This is a genomic window from Labrys wisconsinensis, from assembly GCF_030814995.1.
Taxonomy (GTDB): domain Bacteria; phylum Pseudomonadota; class Alphaproteobacteria; order Rhizobiales; family Labraceae; genus Labrys; species Labrys wisconsinensis.
In genome coordinates this window covers 202,444-218,000 of the sequence record NZ_JAUSVX010000004.1, presented here as the reverse complement: position 1 = coordinate 218,000, position 15,557 = coordinate 202,444, and the positions used below count along the sequence as shown (strand labels likewise).

General features: G+C 70.1%; 19 protein-coding genes. 9 read left to right on the top strand and 10 right to left on the bottom strand.

What is annotated here, in order from left to right; genetic code table 11:
- Positions 1-18: 18 nt before the first annotated feature.
- Positions 19-813: a S1 family peptidase gene (locus tag QO011_RS13660; RefSeq protein ID WP_307272705.1), complete on the top strand. Its 795-nt coding sequence runs from the start codon at positions 19-21 to the stop codon at positions 811-813.
- Positions 814-834: 21 nt separating this feature from the next.
- Here QO011_RS13660 and QO011_RS13655 read toward each other — a convergent pair whose 3' ends face one another.
- Positions 835-1,080: a hypothetical protein gene (locus QO011_RS13655; protein WP_307272703.1), complete on the bottom strand. Its 246-nt coding sequence runs from the start codon at positions 1,078-1,080 to the stop codon at positions 835-837.
- Between the two features lie 90 nt (positions 1,081-1,170).
- Positions 1,171-1,653 carry a YcgN family cysteine cluster protein gene (locus QO011_RS13650; RefSeq protein WP_307272701.1) on the bottom strand — a complete coding sequence of 161 codons (483 nt, stop codon included), beginning with the start codon at positions 1,651-1,653 and terminating at the stop codon, positions 1,171-1,173.
- A gap of 101 nt (positions 1,654-1,754) precedes the next feature.
- On the opposite strand from QO011_RS13650, the gene QO011_RS13645 reads away from it, so the two are divergent.
- Positions 1,755-2,204, top strand: a complete 450-nt coding sequence (locus QO011_RS13645) for a YidB family protein (RefSeq protein WP_370881950.1) — start codon at positions 1,755-1,757, stop codon at positions 2,202-2,204.
- Between the two features lie 48 nt (positions 2,205-2,252).
- On the opposite strand, the gene guaD is transcribed toward QO011_RS13645, so the two are convergent.
- On the bottom strand, positions 2,253-3,596 hold the full coding sequence (gene guaD, locus QO011_RS13640) for a guanine deaminase (protein ID WP_307272692.1): 1,344 nt from the start codon (positions 3,594-3,596) through the stop codon (positions 2,253-2,255).
- Positions 3,597-3,867: 271 nt separating this feature from the next.
- Between guaD and QO011_RS13635 the strand changes: the two genes are divergently transcribed.
- From QO011_RS13635 to QO011_RS13625, 3 genes are all read left to right on the top strand, one after another.
- Positions 3,868-6,120 carry a transglycosylase domain-containing protein gene (locus QO011_RS13635; RefSeq protein ID WP_307272689.1) on the top strand — a complete coding sequence of 751 codons (2,253 nt, stop codon included), beginning with the start codon at positions 3,868-3,870 and terminating at the stop codon, positions 6,118-6,120.
- Positions 6,121-6,251: 131 nt separating this feature from the next.
- The gene (locus QO011_RS13630; protein ID WP_307272687.1) at positions 6,252-6,833 is read left to right on the top strand and encodes a DUF1214 domain-containing protein; all 582 of its coding nucleotides are present in this window, start codon (positions 6,252-6,254) and stop codon (positions 6,831-6,833) included.
- Positions 6,830-7,372: a DUF1254 domain-containing protein gene (locus tag QO011_RS13625; protein WP_307272685.1), complete on the top strand. Its 543-nt coding sequence runs from the start codon at positions 6,830-6,832 to the stop codon at positions 7,370-7,372. The genes QO011_RS13630 and QO011_RS13625 overlap by 4 nt, the downstream gene beginning before the upstream one ends.
- 16 nt (positions 7,373-7,388) lie before the next feature.
- On the opposite strand, the gene QO011_RS13620 is transcribed toward QO011_RS13625, so the two are convergent.
- Both QO011_RS13620 and QO011_RS13615 read right to left on the bottom strand, forming a co-directional pair.
- Entirely contained in the window at positions 7,389-8,240 is an 852-nt protein-coding gene (locus QO011_RS13620) for a hypothetical protein (RefSeq protein WP_307272682.1), read from the bottom strand.
- Between the two features lie 54 nt (positions 8,241-8,294).
- Positions 8,295-8,501 carry a hypothetical protein gene (locus QO011_RS13615; protein ID WP_307272679.1) on the bottom strand — a complete coding sequence of 69 codons (207 nt, stop codon included), beginning with the start codon at positions 8,499-8,501 and terminating at the stop codon, positions 8,295-8,297.
- 176 nt (positions 8,502-8,677) lie between these two features.
- Here QO011_RS13615 and QO011_RS13610 point away from each other — a divergent pair, with 176 nt between their 5' ends.
- Positions 8,678-9,787 carry a DUF2336 domain-containing protein gene (locus QO011_RS13610; protein ID WP_307272676.1) on the top strand — a complete coding sequence of 370 codons (1,110 nt, stop codon included), beginning with the start codon at positions 8,678-8,680 and terminating at the stop codon, positions 9,785-9,787.
- 79 nt (positions 9,788-9,866) lie between these two features.
- On the opposite strand, the gene QO011_RS13605 is transcribed toward QO011_RS13610, so the two are convergent.
- The 4 genes from QO011_RS13605 to QO011_RS13590 all read right to left on the bottom strand — a co-directional run bounded on the left by QO011_RS13605 (position 9,867) and on the right by QO011_RS13590 (position 13,177).
- A complete protein-coding gene (locus QO011_RS13605) occupies positions 9,867-10,211 on the bottom strand; it encodes a DUF1491 family protein (RefSeq protein WP_307272674.1) in 345 nt (114 codons plus the stop codon).
- Positions 10,208-11,056 carry a peptidoglycan-binding domain-containing protein gene (locus tag QO011_RS13600; protein WP_307272672.1) on the bottom strand — a complete coding sequence of 283 codons (849 nt, stop codon included), beginning with the start codon at positions 11,054-11,056 and terminating at the stop codon, positions 10,208-10,210. Before QO011_RS13600 ends, QO011_RS13605 begins: the two co-directional genes overlap by 4 nt.
- Positions 11,049-12,830 carry a PAS domain-containing sensor histidine kinase gene (locus QO011_RS13595; protein ID WP_307272669.1) on the bottom strand — a complete coding sequence of 594 codons (1,782 nt, stop codon included), beginning with the start codon at positions 12,828-12,830 and terminating at the stop codon, positions 11,049-11,051. The genes QO011_RS13600 and QO011_RS13595 overlap by 8 nt, the downstream gene beginning before the upstream one ends.
- Positions 12,831-12,937: 107 nt before the next feature.
- A complete protein-coding gene (locus QO011_RS13590) occupies positions 12,938-13,177 on the bottom strand; it encodes a hypothetical protein (RefSeq protein ID WP_307272666.1) in 240 nt (79 codons plus the stop codon).
- A 55-nt stretch (positions 13,178-13,232) separates the two neighbouring features.
- Here QO011_RS13590 and QO011_RS13585 point away from each other — a divergent pair, with 55 nt between their 5' ends.
- Complete coding sequence (locus tag QO011_RS13585; RefSeq protein WP_307272663.1) at positions 13,233-13,583, top strand: DUF5330 domain-containing protein; 351 nt, start codon at positions 13,233-13,235, stop codon at positions 13,581-13,583.
- Positions 13,584-13,650: 67 nt separating this feature from the next.
- On the top strand, positions 13,651-14,070 hold the full coding sequence (locus QO011_RS13580) for a SufE family protein (RefSeq protein WP_307272659.1): 420 nt from the start codon (positions 13,651-13,653) through the stop codon (positions 14,068-14,070).
- Between the two features lie 204 nt (positions 14,071-14,274).
- On the opposite strand, the gene QO011_RS13575 is transcribed toward QO011_RS13580, so the two are convergent.
- The gene (locus tag QO011_RS13575; protein ID WP_307273160.1) at positions 14,275-14,694 is read right to left on the bottom strand and encodes a Ros/MucR family transcriptional regulator; all 420 of its coding nucleotides are present in this window, start codon (positions 14,692-14,694) and stop codon (positions 14,275-14,277) included.
- 442 nt (positions 14,695-15,136) lie between these two features.
- Here QO011_RS13575 and msrB point away from each other — a divergent pair, with 442 nt between their 5' ends.
- The gene (gene msrB / locus QO011_RS13570; RefSeq protein ID WP_307272656.1) at positions 15,137-15,556 is read left to right on the top strand and encodes a peptide-methionine (R)-S-oxide reductase MsrB; all 420 of its coding nucleotides are present in this window, start codon (positions 15,137-15,139) and stop codon (positions 15,554-15,556) included.
- The last annotated feature ends 1 nt before the right edge of the window (position 15,557 follow it).

Genomic DNA, 15,557 nt, shown 5'->3' with positions numbered 1-15,557 from the left:
TCCCAATAGTGTCGATGCATGAGCATCCGTCTTCGTAGCGCCCTGGCCCTCGCCGCCCTTCTGGCGGCGACCGTTCCCGCCCTCGCCATCAAGGGGGGCGCCGCCTCCAGCGACCCCGCCGGCATCCGGCGCAGCGTCGTGCAGATCAAGGGACCGGGGGGCACCCAGTGCACCGGGACGGTGGTCTCGCGCCGGCTGGTGCTGACCGCGGCGCATTGCTTCCTGGCCGGGCGCGGCGACTACAAGATCCGCGCGCTCAATCCGGACTTCCGCTTCCGGTTCGCGATGGGCGTGCAGGTGGCGGTGCATCCGGAATTCGACGTGCGGGCGCTGGGCACCGGCGCGCCGCTCAACGACATCGCCCTGCTGCGCTCCGACCGCGACTTCCCCAATTGGCTGACGCCGGTGACGCTGGCCGCCAGCGTGCCCAACGACAACCAGTTCGTGGACGTGCTCGCCGCTGGCTTCGGCATGAACCGCGACCGCCGCATCGCCTCGGCCGGGACGCTGCGCGAGATGCATTTCGCGATGCTGGACAAGGTCTATGACCCCTCCAAGCAGCTCTTCCTGATCGACCGCGAGGGCAAGCTGAAGGCACGCAGCGCCCGCACCGGCATCTGCCGCGGCGACAGCGGCGGCCCGGTCTTCCGCCGCACCGCCTCGGGAACCGTGCTGGTCGGCGTCATCTCCGCCGTGATCGCCGGGCGCGGCTATGATTGCGGCGCCATCACCGCCGTCACCGCAGTGCCGGCCTATCGCAGCTACATCCAGGAGATGGCCAACAAGGCCGGCTCGACGGTGGTCTTCCGCTGAGCCGCGCCCCGCAGCCCAGGTTCAGCGATTCGAAGGGTCGCAGCGCCCGTCCGCATATTTGAAGTTCGGCGGATCGCAGGGCGTGCGGTCGTTCGGGCACCAGCGCGGGCAGACCTTGCCGCCCTGATAGCCGTAATAGGGATCGTTGTAGTAGCGCGCGATCATCTCCTGCTCGGTCGGGCCGGCCTGGCGCTGCCGGGCCTCGGCCGGCATGCCGGCCGAGAGGCCGAGAATGGCGATGCAGAGGCAGAGATTCAGCTTTCTCATGACGATCTCCCGGGAGCGAGACGCAACAAAACCAGAACGCTGCCGGCCCGCCGCGAGTTCCGCGACAGGCCGGCCGCTGCTGCGGCGCCCTCAGCGCCGCCGCGCCTGCTTGGGTACGCGCATCGGCCAGCGCACGATATGGTCCTGCCAGTCGTCCTCGCCGACCTGCCTGTCGTTCAGCCGGACCCGCCCGCGCACCGAGATGCCGGCCGCGTGCACGGTGTCCGGATCGCCCGACACCAGCGGGTGCCACCAGTAGAGATCCTCGCCGCCGGCCACCAGCCGATAGGCGCAGGTCGGCGGCAGCCAGTCGATGCTGCGCACGAGATCGGGCGTCAGCGTCACGCAGTCCGGGACGTGGCGCTTGCGGTCGGGATAGTCCGAGCACTGGCAGCTCACACAGTCGAGCATGAAGCAGGCGACGTCGGTGAAGTAGGTCCGGCTCGTCTCGTCCTCCTCCAGCTTCACCAGGCAGCAGCGCCCGCAGCCGTCGCACAGGCTCTCCCACTCGTCCGGCGCGAGGGCTTCGAGCGACTTGGCCTTCCAGAAGGGTTCGACGACATGTTCGGTCATGCTGATATTGTATCAGGAAGAGGCGACGAAGCGACAGCCCCGCTCGGCGCCGTCCCTTCGCCGGCAAATCTCCAGCGCTGACAGCGATTTGCGGGCGGGAATTGGAGATTGAGCTTGACGGACCCGGGGCGCAGGCATCCAATCCGGCACCGGCGACGCCGGGCTGTTCCTTCCTGTCATGCATCGGGAGTAACGAGATGAGCCTCTTCGACAATCTCAAGGATGCCCTCGGCGGCCTGCTCGGCCAGGCCGCGGACCAGGCGCCGGGCGCCCTCACACAGGCGCTCGCCGGCGCCGGCGGATTGCAGGGCGTCATCGACAAGCTGCAGGCCAGCGGCCTCGGCCCGCAGGTCACCTCCTGGCTCGGCAACGGCGAGAACCTGCCGGTCAGCGCCAGCCAGCTCGAAGCCGCGCTGGGCAACGAGCAGGTCCAGCAGCTGGCCACGTCGCTCGGGATTCCGGCCGACAAGGTCCTGGCCTTCCTGCAGCAGCACCTGCCGACGGCCGTCGACCAGGCCAGCCCGACCGGCACGCTGCCGCCGACGAGCTGAGGGCCGCTGGCGAGCCGTAGCTCACCGGCGAGCCGAAGGCCGCTGGGGTCAGCGGGCGTGGCGGAACGGTTCCGCCGCGTCCCGGTCATAGGCCTTCTCGCCCGCGACGTAGGTGGCGCGCACCGTGCGCTCGTCGGCGAGCGTCATCAGGGCGAAGAGCTTGTCCTCGATGGTCGGCGCCGCCTGCAGGCGGAATGCGACCAGGGGCGAAGCCTTGAGGTCGAGCACGACGATATCGGCCTCGCAGCCCGGCGCCAGCGAGCCGATGGTATCCTCCAGGGCCAGCGCCTCGGCGCCGCCGCGGGTGGCGAGATAGAAGGCCTGGGCCGGCCGCAGCTTCTCGCCGCGCCCCGCCGTGGCGTTCAGCGCCGCCACCTTGTAGGCCTCGTTGAGGGTCTGGAGCTGCGACAGGCTGGTGCCGCCGCCGACATCGGTGCCGAGGCCGGTGAACACCGGGCGGTCGGCGCGCTTGGCCTCGAAGGCCCGGAACAGGCCGGAGCCGAGGAACAGGTTCGAGGTCGGGCAGTGCGACAGCGCCGACCCGGTGCGGTGGCAGAGGCAGAACTCGTCCTCGTCGAGATGGATGCCGTGGGCGAAGATCGCCCGCCGGCCGGTGAGCCCGGCCCGGTGATAGACGTCGAGATAGTTGTCGGCCTCCGGAAACAGCTCCCGCACCCAGGCGACCTCGGCCGCGTCCTCGCTGAGATGGGTCTGGACATAGGCAGTCGGGTGCTCCCGCCACAGCCGCCCGGCGGCCTCGAGCTGGGCCGGGGTCGAGGTCGGGGCGAAGCGCGGCGTGATGCAGTAGAGCTGCCGGCCCCGGCCGTGCCAGCGCTCGATCAGCGCCTTGGATTCGGCATAGCCGCGCTCGGGCGTGTCGGTGAGGCCGGCCGGCGCGTTCCGGTCCATCAGCACCTTGCCCGCGATCATCCGGGTGTTGAAGCGCTCGGACTCCTCGAAGAACGCATCGACGGACTGCGGATGCACGGTGCAGTGGACGCAGGCCGTGGTCGTGCCGTTGCGCAGCAACTCGCGCAGGAACAACGCCGCCACGCGGTCGGCATGAGCCTTGTCGGCAAACCGCAGCTCGGCGGGGAAGGTGTAGCGCTCCAGCCATTCCAGGAGCCGGGCGCCGAAGGCGCCGACCATCTCCAGCTGCGAATAATGCACGTGGGTGTCGATGAAGCCCGACGCCAGCAGGGCGTCGGGATAATGCTCCACCGGCACGCCCGCCGGGACTTCGGCGGCAGCGAAGGCACCGACGGACACGATTCGCCCGTCCTCGATCAGGATCAGCGCGTCGTCGATATGCACCAGCGCCTCGGCCGGATCGACCAGGAACGGGTCCGCCACGAAGGTGATCGCCGCTCCCCGGATTGCACGCGCCGTCATGATCCATCAACCTGCCGAGTGCGCCGATTGTGGACCGGAAGCCCGCGCGCGGAAAGAGGCTGGAGGGGGGCCGGAAGGCCCGGCCGGCCGCTGGGATGCACGGCGCGCGCCGCCGTCCCTCCGCAACGGCATGTGGACAAGCACCCGGGGCGCCTCTTGCCCTCGGCGCCCGGCCGTTCATCATATCGAGCGATCGTGGCGCGGCAGCCTTCCCGGAAGGGTTTACAATGGGTAAATATTTCCTGCGTCATTCGAGGAAAGCCGCCAGACCGTGACCGAGAAGCTGCCCAGGCCCGGCTTTTTCGGGCGCGTGCGCCGCGAGGCGCTGCGGCTGGATTCCTGGCTGGACAGCGCGGTCTATGCGGTGTGGCAGGCGATCCGCGCCGGCTTCGAGGCGATCTACGCCTTCTCCAACCGCTTCCATGTCACCGGCTGGCGCCGCGTCGCGGTCGAGCTCGCCTGCGACGGGCTGACGTTCGGGCTCGCCGGCGCGGTGCTTGCGCTCTCCCTCGCCGTGCCGGCCTTCCAGGACACGGCAGGCGACTGGCTGAAGCGGGCCGACCTCGCCGTCACCTTCCTCGACCGCTACGGCGAGCCGATCGGCCAGCGCGGCATCCGCCGCAATGATTCGGTCGAGCTCAGCGAAATGCCGGACTATGTGATCAAGGCCGTGCTCGCCACCGAGGACCGGCGCTTCTACGAGCATTTCGGCATCGACATCGTCGGCACCTTCCGCGCCATCGCCGCCAATGCCCAGGCGAACGGCGTGGTCCAGGGCGGCTCGTCGCTGACCCAGCAGCTGGCCAAGAACCTGTTCCTGTCGAACGAGCGCACGATCCAGCGCAAGATCAAGGAGGCCTATCTCGCGCTCTGGCTGGAAAGCCACCTGACCAAGGACGAGATCCTCAAGCTCTATCTCGACCGCGCCTATATGGGCGGCGGCGCCTTCGGCATCGAGGCGGCGGCGCAATATTATTTCGGCAAGTCGGTGCGCGACGTGTCGCTGGCCGAGGCGGCGATGCTGGCCGGGCTGTTCAAGGCGCCGTCGAAATACGCCCCGACCAACAACCTTGCCGCCGCGCGCGCCCGGGCCAACCAGGTGCTCAGCAACATCGTCGATGCCGGCTTCATGTCCGAGGGGCAGGTCTATGGGGCGCGGCGCTCGCCGGCCACCCCGGTCGACCGCTCGGCATCGCAGGCGCCCGACTACTATCTCGACTGGGCCTATGGCCAGATCGCCGAGATGGCGGATGACGGCCAGCTCGGCGACTCGTCGGTGTTCGTGGTGAAGACCGCCCTGGATCCCGTGATCCAGCGCACGGCGGAGAACACGCTCGAGACCATGCTCCGGCAGTACGGCACCGACTACAACGCCCATCAGGGCGCCATCGTCATCATGGACCCCGACGGCGCGGTGCGCGCCATGGTCGGCGGGCGCGACTACAGCCAGAGCCAGTTCAACCGCGCGACCGACGCGTTGCGCCAGCCCGGCTCCTCCTTCAAGCCCTTCGTCTACACCACGGCGATGATGAACGGGTTCACGCCGCAATCGGTGGTGGTCGATTCCCCGCTCTGCATCAAGAACTGGTGCCCGCAGAACTACGGCCGCAGCTTCGCCGGGCCGGTGACCCTGATGACGGCGCTGACACGCTCGATCAACATCATCCCGGTCAAGCTGTCGCTGGCCATGGGCAAGAGCGCGGTGGACGGCCGCCGGCTGATCATCGACACCGCGCACCGCATGGGCATCGAGACCGATCTGAAGGAAAGCTGGGCCCTGCCGATCGGCGTGGAAGCCGTGGACCTGATCGAGATGACCGGCGCCTACGGCGTGTTCTCCTCAGGCGGCTACAAGGCGAGCCCGCACGCCGCGCTCGAAATCCGCGATTCCAAGGGCGACCTCATCTACCGGTTCGATCCGGCCAAGGAGAATCCGCTGGTGATCAACCCGCCGATCATCGCGGAGATGAACAGCATGCTGAACAGCGTGGTCGAGAACGGCACCGGCAGGAAGGCGCAGCTGCCCGGCATCAAGGTGGCCGGCAAGACCGGCACCACCAACGCCTATCGCGACGCGTGGTTCATGGGCTTCACCGGCAATTTCGTCGGCGGCGTCTGGCTCGGCAACGACGACTACAAGCCCACCAACAAGATGACCGGCGGCACCCTGCCGGCGATGGTGTGGCAGCAGGTGATGAGCGTGGCGCATCAGGGCGTCGTCCTGCGGCCGATCCTCGGGGTGCCGCCCTTCGACGCCAAGGGTGGCAAGGGCGGCAAGGAGCTGGTGGCCGCGGCGCAGCCCGAGGGCCTGCCGGCCGTGGTCTCGCCGCAGCATCCCGGCACGCTGTCGCGCGGCAGCGCCGCCGTGCTCCTCGACATCCAGCAGCTGATGGACCAGGCCCGCAACGTACCGGCCGGCCGCAGCACCAGCGCGATCGACGCCCCGCCGCGGACGCTCGCCGCGGACCAAGGCGACGGGGCCCGCGGCGTCACCTTCTCCGGCGGGGTCTGGACGATTCGATGACGGCGGGCGGCCCGGCCCGTGCCTGAGGCGGCTCCGATCCAGCCGCGGCGCACCGGTGCCGGCGCCTGCCCTCTTGACGGGCCGGGCTCCGGCAGGCCTGATCGGCACGGTTCCCTTCGCGAAGCTTCACCTTGCGCTCGATTCCCGGCTTTCTCTACGCGCTGACGCTCGGCGCCGTCGTCGGCCTCGGGCTCACCTGGTGGACGCTGGCGGGCGGGCCGGGCTTCAACGCGCTGCGCATCGGCCCCTGGAGCGCCTGGCCGCAGGCCGGCACGCCCGATGCCGACCGTTATGCCCGCGCCGGCCTCGCCCGTTCCGGCGACCTGCCGCTCGGCTCCGGCGAGGGCCTGGCCTTCGTCGCCACGCGCGATTCGGCCGGGGCCGCTCTCGACGGGCGGTGCCGCTACCGCATCGAGCCGATCGCGCCGCCGGCGCGCTGGTGGACGCTGGCGCTCTACGACGCCGATGGCCACCTGCCGGACAGCCCGGTCGGACGCCACGGCTTCACCAGCGCCGAGGTGCTGCGCCGCGGCGACGGCGTCGCGGCCGTGGTCGTGGCCCCCGACGCCGCGCCGGGCAACTGGCTGCCGAGCGGGCCGGCCGGCGGGCCGTTCCGGCTGGTGCTGCGCCTCTACGACACGCCGGTGTCGACCAGCGCCGCGCGCAGCGACGCCGTCGTCCTGCCCGACATCATCGCCGAGGGCTGCCCATGATCCGCTTCGGCATCTGGACCGTCGTCGGCCTGCTGCTGGCACTGACGGTGCATCTGGCGACGGTGCTGGCCTTGCCGCGCATGGCGGAGCGGACGGCCTATCGCCGCCTGGAAGAGCTCGGGCCGGACGGCGCCTTCGCCATCGTCCCGGCGACCGGCCCCCTGGCCGAGGTGCTGCCCTCGCCCGATCCGGCGATGCGCGTGGCGGCATGCCGCTACGACCTCTCGGCCGGGCCGCTGCACCTGCGCGCGCCCGTCCCGCCTGCGTTCTTCTCCGTGTCGTTCTACACGCCGGACGGGCTGAACTATTATGCCCTCAACGACCGCGCGGCGTCCGCAGGTGCCATCGAGCTGACGCTCTACACCAGCGTGCAGCTGGCGGAGGTGCGCTCGCGCGAGGGGCCGGACACGCCGGAGGCGCTGCGCATCGAAGCGCCGCAGGCCAGGGGCGTGGTGATCCTGCGCGCCCTCGCCGCCACGCCGGGCATGATGCCGGTCATCGAGGATGCGCTGTCGCAGGCGACCTGCCAGGCGAGCTGAAGGCTGGTCCGGCCCGTCATTTCTGCGGCGGCGTCTCGTCCACGGGCCAGGGATAGTAGCCCTGGCGCGGGGCAGCCTGCGACACGGCCGGCGCCGAGGCGGCCGGAGCTGCCCCTGTCCGCGCCTCCAGGCCGGCCAGCTTGTGCTCGCAGGCCACGGCGTCGCGCTGCGGGATCTCGATGAACAGGCGCTGGAGCGCGTAGCGGTAGCCGGCGACCCGGCGGCCGAGCGCGTCGGTGATCCACCAGATCAGGCCCTGGTTCTCGGCGATGCGGTCGAGCGCTTCGTCACGCTCGCCCTCGGAAAGGTCCGGGATCAGCGGCAGCCCCCGCGCCCGGATGCGATCGGCGGCCTCGACGCGCTCGGCCGCCGCGTCGAGCGGATCGAGCAGGGCCTGGTCGGCATCGATGTCCCCGCACAGCCGCCGGTAGGGCGGATGCGAGGAGGTCCAGTCCTGCCCCATCAGCGCCTTGAAATAGGCGTCCGGCTGCTGGTCGTCATAGAGCCCGAGCCCGACATATTGCAGCACGCGATGCGGCGCCTCGCCGAGCGAGCCCGGGCGCGGGCCGGCGGGCATCAGGCGCAGGCGCCTGAGCTCGGCCAGGGCATAGTCGAAGCGCGAGCGCGGATGAGCCGGCATCAGGAAGCGCCAGGCCCGGTCGCGCAGCTCCTTCTCGTCGTCGGTCAGCATGAAGCCGGACACCGCCTCGCCGCGGGTCCAGGCCAGCTGCCGGCCGGCCCAGGGCAGGACCTCGTCGGTCACGACGGAGGGCTGCCGGCGACCGAAATCGCCCTCGGCGGCGCAACCCGCCAGCCCGGCGGCCAGGAGCAGGGTGAGGCAGCACAATCTTACGTGCCGGTGTCGCATGAGGCTCTATTGCAAGTTGGTAGCGACGCAGCACGCCTTCGATTCAAACGGGGGTCAGGCCTTGCGCCGCCGCCGTCCGCTGGGAGTTCCGCTCTGGGCCGGGCGCGTGCCGGTCGCATCGGCCTCGATCGCCGCCGTGTCGGCGTGCCGCTCGATGCGCACGCCCGTGAAGAACAGGATCGCGCCGGACCGTTCGGGTCCGGCGTCGATGAGCCGCGTCTGTCGCGGCGTAGATTGGGGAAACTGCACGATGGCACCCATCACCGACCCCACTGGCACAGGGCGCGCAAGCCGCTCCTGCGCGCCTGAGTGGAGTAACCGGCCAGCATGGTTAACAGTCCGTTTATGACTGTCGGGTAGCATCCGCCTGCGGATCGCCGCCGAGCCTTTTTCCCCGCCCGCGACCAGAAAGCCACAGCGAGCCCTCCGGAAACACGATGTTCGACGATCAATTGCCGCGCCTGGAAGGCCTGTTCGCCCTGTCGCGCGTGCCGGGGCTCGACGTGCGGCCCACCCTGCTGCGCGTGCTGACCGACCTCTTCGTCGACGCGGCACACCGGTCCGAGACGGATGTGGCGCGCTACACCGAGCTTGCCGCCCATCTGGTCGACCAGGTCGACGAGGACACGCGCATCGCCGTCGCCGGCAAGCTCGGCCCCTGCGCCTTCGCGCCGCGACTGGTGCTGGACAAGCTGCTCGCCAGCGAACCGGAAGCTGCGGCCCGCATCATCGAGGCCTCGCCCCTGCTCGGCCGCGACGACCTGTGGGCGCTGACCACCGACGGCGGCCCGGTGACGGATGCGGCCATCGCCCGGCGCGTCGACCTCAACGGCGAGCTCGTCCGCCTGCTGGTGCGCAAGGGCTATCCCCTGGTCGCGGACGCGCTCGCCTCCAATCCGGCGGCGCCGATCGACCGGGAGACCATCGCTCTGCTCGCGGCCGCGGCGGTCGAAATTCCCGGCCTGGCGACGCGGCTGGCGACCCGCCGCGGCGTGAAGGCGCAATGGCTGGCCCCGCTGTTCCTCGACCTCGATGCCCAGGCCCGGGCCGCCGTGATCGAAGCTTTCCGCGGCGCCCCGCACGCCGCCCGCTTCGCCACGCGCGAAGCCCAGATCTTTGCCCCCCAGCTCGTGCTCGATGCGGTCGAGGCGGCGGCGATGTCGCGCCGGACCGGCGAGGTCGCGGCCACGCTGCAGGACCTCCTCGACATCGGCGCCGAGACGGCCGAGCGGATCGTGCACGATCCGTCGGGCGAGGCGCTGGCCCTCGCCCTCACCGCGATCGGCATGCCCGGCGCCCAGGCCGAGCGCCTCCTGATGTTCGTCAACGAAGAGGCGGGCCGCTCGGTCCTGCGGCTGCGCGCGCTGTCCCTGCTGATGGAGACGGTGCCGCGCGCCGCGGCGACGCGCCTGATGCGCATGGCCACGGCGAGTGCCGGCGGGCGCGGACGCCACGAGCCGATCTTCGCCGAGCCGGCCCGGGAACGGCCGGCAACGCAGCAGCGCCTGGAAAGCGAGACCGGACGCCGCAAGGCGACCGGCGCCTGAGCGGAATTTCGGCCCCCCCCCGTGGACGGAGCTCGCAGGCCCGGCACGGCGCGGGACCGGGCGTGCCGCGCCGCGGCCGTCACTCCTGCGCCAGATCGAGGAAGTGCCGCCCCTGCCGGTCCTCGGCCTCGACGATCCACAGGTCCGAATCATAGCGCAGCTGCCGCTGCAGGATCTGCTCCGCCTCGAGCGGCGTCGCGCCCTCGGGCGTCAGCCGGACGAAGCGCCGCTCGCCGCCGGGATCGGCGAGCGATTGCGGCGCCGGGCCGTAGAGAGCGGCCGTGCCGTCGAGCCGGTCCACCTTGACGAAGACGGCGCCGGCCTCTTCGGCGCCACGATGCCGCAAGGCCGCCGCCGCGCCCTCAACGGCGCAGCGGCGGATATAGGCGGAGACGAAGAAGGCGGACTTGAGCCGGCTGCTCATTCCAGCGCAATGCCGGAGACGGCCGTCAGTTCCTTGACGAGGCGGGGCGAGACCTGGCCGGTCACGGGCAGCGACCGGTCACGCTCGAAACGGCTGATCGCCGCCCGTGTGTCGCCGTCCATGATGCCGTCGACCTTGAGCGGGCCGTAGCCGAGGGCCGCGAGCGTCTTCTCGATCGCCAGCAGACGCTTGCTCGGCGGCACCGGCGTCGTCGCCGGCCTGACGGGCGGCGCAGCCGACGGCGCGCTGGCGGCAATCAGCGCGGCGATGGGATCGCCGCCCTCGCGCGCCGCGGCCTGCGGCACAGGCGCGGCCTTGAGGCGCGACAGGAGATCCTCGCTCGGCTGGCCGTCGACGGTCAGCCCCATGCGGGTCTGGAAGGCGCGGATGGCGGCGTCGGACTTGCGGCCGAGCACGCCGTCGGGCGTGCCGTCGTAATAGTTGCGTGCGGCGAGCTCGGTCTGGATGTCCCGCAGCAGGGCGCTGCCGTCCGACGGAGCCGCCGGCACATCGGCCGTGGGCGCGTCGGCCGTGGACGCGTCGGCGGCAGCCGGCGGCGCGGCCTGCGCCACCGGGCGGGCCGGCGGCGTCGGAGCCGGCGGCAGCGCGGAATCGGCGGCGCGCAGCGGCCATTCGCGCGCGAAGAACGGGGCGGGATGGGGCCCGACCTGCATGCCGAGCGCGTTGACGATGATGGCGGCGGTGAAGCCCGCCATGGTCAGGGAGCCGGCGATCTCGATCGGCCGGCGCAGGACCAGCATCAGGGTCGAGAGCAGGCGCGAGGATTCGAACTCCGCCTCCTCGGACAGGAAATCGCGGTCGGACCTCGCCAACGCTTCACGCACGCTTCTTCCCCTGTGTTTCCGGGACGGACATCGGCCCCGGCTGCTGGGCGCGCGGCCAGAGCCGCTCGACGTTCGACGCCATGGCGATGGCATCGCGCGAGGCGGCATTCTCGCAGTCCAGCGGCAGGCGCACGGTCACCGTGGTTCCACGGCCGACGACGCTGTCCACCTCCATCCAGCCGCCATGTAGCACCGCCAGGCCCTTGACCACGGAGAGGCCGAGGCCGGTGCCCTCGAAGGCGCGGTCATAGGCAGAGCTCGCCTGGAAGAAGGCCTCACCCAGGCGCGGCAGGTCCTCACGCGCGATGCCGACGCCGGTATCGGTGACGAACAGGGCGATGCCGGCAGCTTCGGCGCGGGCCCCGACCGTCACCTTGCCGCCGGGCGGGGTGAACTTGATGGCGTTCGACATGAGGTTGAGGCAGATCTGCCGGCAGGCCCGCTTGTCGGCGACGATGTCGGGCAGGCCGGGCTCGACGGCGAGGTCGAGGCGGATCCGCCCGGCCTCGGCCTTGAGCAGCATCATGGCGCGGCAATTGTCGACCAGGCTCTCGATCGAGAAGGGCTCGGCCAAGATCTGGAAATTGCCGGTCTCGATCTTCGACATGTCGAGCACGCCGTTGACCACGGACAGGAGGTGCTGGCCGCTGTCGTGGATCAGCCCGGCATACTCGTGCCGGCGCTCGGCATCGATGCCCATCACCTTCTCGTTCATCAGCATCTCGGAGAAGCCGATGACGGCATTGAGCGGCGTGCGCAGCTCGTGGCTCATGGTGGCGAGGAAGCGGCCCTTGGCGGCGTTGGCCCTTTCGGCCTCGGCACGGGCTGCCTCGGTCGCCAGCTCCTGCGCCTTGCGGCCGGTGATGTCACGCGACACGGCGACGACATGGCTGGCCTCGCCCGCGCCGACCGAGCGGCAGCGCATCTCCACCCAGATGAAGCTGATGCCGCCGTCGCGGCGCAGGCGGAACTCGGCGGTGCAGGCTGCGCCGGCCTGGGCCTGCGACAGCGCCGCGAGATAGGTCGGACGGTCGGAGACGTGCACGCGCTCGAACAGGCCCTGGCCGAGCAGCGCGCTGGGCGCCACCCCGGTCATCACCGTGGCCGCCGGCGAAGCATAGGTGACGCGGCCGGCCTCGCCGTGGCGGGTCACCAGGTCGTTCATGTTCTCGGCCAGCATGGCGTAGCGCGCCTCGCCGCTGCGGATCATCTCCGCCTCGGCCGCCTGGAAGCCGTGATTGAGGAAGGCGATGCCGCCGGCATAGCCGATCGCCGCCATCATCACCACCCCGTGCAGGGCCATCGAGTTGGCGGTCTCGGCAGCGGAGGGCAGCAGACCGGCCATGTCGGCCCCGGCAATGCCCGCGGCCGTCAGCACCGCCATGGCGAGGGCCGCGGCGACGACGCGGCGCGAGCCGGCGATCGCCGCCTCGAGCGGGACGAGCGGCAGGCAGATCAGCACGAAGGACTGGACGCCGCCGGTGCGGGTGGCAGCCACCGCCACGAGGCCGCAGAGCGCCATGGCCGAGAGAATGTTGGCCGCCTCGAAACGGGCGGTGCGGGACAGGAAGAAGGCGATGGCGACGGGGCAGGCCAGGATCGAGAAGACCAGCGCCTCGGTCGGCGTGAGGTCGCCGCGCAGCGCGAGATAGCCGGGAAGGCAGGCAAGGGTCACGACCCCGACGACGAGATGGGTCGCGATGAACGCGCTGTGACGCGCCGCGATCAGCGGATCGGCCTTGGCATGGTCATGGACGAGATCGTCCACGAACATCCGCGCCTGCTTGAACACATCAATTTGACGCAACGCTTCAGCGTGAATCTTGATCCACGCCCCCTTTTTGTACGCGCCGACCATCGCAGCGTGGGTTTAAGCGAACGCTAAGGCGAAGGTTCAAAAGGTGCGGCGGCGGTCGAAACACCTGCCGCCGAGGCGGCAAACCACCGACATGGTGAACAGAGTTTCACCGAATCTTGCGGTGTATCGCGTCGTTTCTGCGGCTTTTCCGCGAGACGGCGCATGGTCCTCGCCGAATCGTCGGCGGAACCATCGATCGCTCGAATTTGAATCAAATTCGACGACAATTGCAGCGATGCGGGAAAGCCCGGCTTCGTCGGCATGTGCTAGGGTCTTCCGCGGGCAGAGTTCCGGCCCGGCGTTGCGTCGAGTGGCGAGATGTTCTTCCTGTTGCGTGCCCTGTTCTGGATCGGCGTGGTGATGCTGTTCCTGCCCATGCCGCATTCCGCCCCGACCGGGACGGCACGGACCGCCCAGCCCCCCGCCGCGGCCGCCCTCGCCGGCTCCGCCGCCGCCAGCGCCGCCTCGTTCTGCCTGAAGCGGCCCGACACCTGCCGCTCGGGCGCCGAGACGGCGCAGCGCTTCGGCCTGAACGTGGAACGAAGCGCCAGGCTCATCTCCGACCTTCTCGCCGCCAACGAGCCGGCGCCGGCCGCCGCCCCCAAGCCCCCACGCCCTGCCGGCAAGGCTCGCGCAGCCGCGCCGGCGCACCTGCGCGACCCGGGCTGACCGCGGCGGCGCAGGCCTCGCGCCGCCCTTGCTTTTCTCCGGACGCCGCAGGGCCTATATGCAGGGCATGAGCATCCCCGCGATCGCCGACATCGTCGAGAATTTCGGCTTCCTGGACGAATGGGAAGACCGCTACCGCTATCTCATCGAACTGGGCCGGCTGCTGGAGCCGCTGCCCGAGGGCGCACGCACGGCGGAGAACAAGGTGCAGGGCTGCGTCAGCCAGGTCTGGCTGCTGACCGGCGCCAGCGACGGCCGCCTGTTCTTCCAGGGCGACAGCGACGCCCATATCGTCAAGGGCCTGGTGGCGATCCTGATCGCGCTGTTCTCGGGCAAGCCCGCCGCCGAGATCCTGGCCACCGACGCGCTCAAGGTGTTCCGGGACCTCGGCCTGGAGGAGCACCTGACGCCGCAGCGGTCCAACGGGCTCAAATCCATGGTCGAACGCATGCGTGCCGATGCGCGCCAGGCGCTCGCCGCGGCCTGACGGCTCTCCACCACGCGCGATCCCCGGCCGCGGCGCAGAAGCCACAGGCCGGCGTGACGTCGACCGCCCCGGCCCGTCCGAGTCCGCTTCCGAAGAGCTTATACTGTCGGCTCCAGCCTGCGGCCGGAGCCAGCCGTGTGACGATCGAGCGCCGCGCGGACTCGACCGATGGCCGATGAGCCAAGCCCGCCGGTCATCGGTGTTTTATCGGCCCTTGCGGCGGCGCTGCTGGCCGAGGCCCATCTGCTTGGCGAGGTTGGAGCGCGCCTGGGCATAGTTCGGGGCCACCATCGGATAGTCGGCGGGAAGTGCCCACTTCTCGCGATATTCCTCCGGCGACATGTTGTACTGGGTGCGCAGATGGCGCTTCAGCGACTTGAACTTCTTGCCGTCTTCCAGGCAGATGATGTAGTCCGGCGTCACCGACCGCTTGACCGGGACGGCGGGCTTCGGAGCTTCCACCGGCGCTTCCTGAACACCGCTGGATACGCGCAGCAGGGCGCTGTGGATCTCACCAATGAGGTTCGGGAGGTCAGAAGCCGCAACGGAGTTGTTGCTGACATAGGCGGAGACGATGTCAGCCGCCAGTTCAATGAAATCCGAGCCGTTCGATCCGTCGCTCATGTTCATCCGACTTTCGTTTGTCTGAGGTCGACCTTCGCCGACTCTTCCCTGCAACACTGGACACATTGCAGCCGAAGAAAGCACGGCCTGCAACGGATCCACTTCGCTCTACATGGAATCGCGAAAAACCAATCGCGTTCTGACTTAATCTGTCTAGTCTGCCCCGGCAAGGTCTTTGCAAAGACATCCGGAGTTTTTTTGTACCAAACACGATGCCCTGACGGCATCGCGCCAAGTGGGCGGCGCGTTTTCCCGACCGCTTCGGAATCCGTTAATCTTACAGGTTCGTAACGTTCGAGCATCCGGTGATTCGGGTTGGCGCAGCCGGAACGGCGGGGCGGGCAGAGCCGGCGGGCGGCGGTGCTGGCGAATCCTTGGGCCGGCGCGTTGCCGGCCCGGCCCATCGCGCCTATGTCTGCGGCGAGGCAACCGGAGACGAACCATGCCCAGCGCGCCCACCACCCGCGACAGGATCATCAAGAGCGACGCCGAATGGCGCGCCGAGCTGACGCCGGAGCAGTATCGCGTCCTGCGCCAGCACGGCACGGAGCGCCCGTTCACCGGCCCCTTCTGGAACAGCAACGAGGCCGGGCTCTATTCCTGCGCCGGCTGCGGCGCGCCGCTGTTCCTGTCCGACACCAAGTTCGATGCCGGCTGCGGCTGGCCGAGCTTCTTTGCCTCGGTCTCGCCGGACGCGATCATCGAGATCGATGATCTGTCGCACGGCATGCGGCGCACCGAGATCCGCTGCGCCGCCTGCGAGGGCCATCTCGGCCATGTCTTCCCCGACGGTCCCAGGCCGACGGGCCTGCGCTATTGCCTGAACGGCCATGCCATGCGCTTCACCCCCGAGGGCGCCTGAG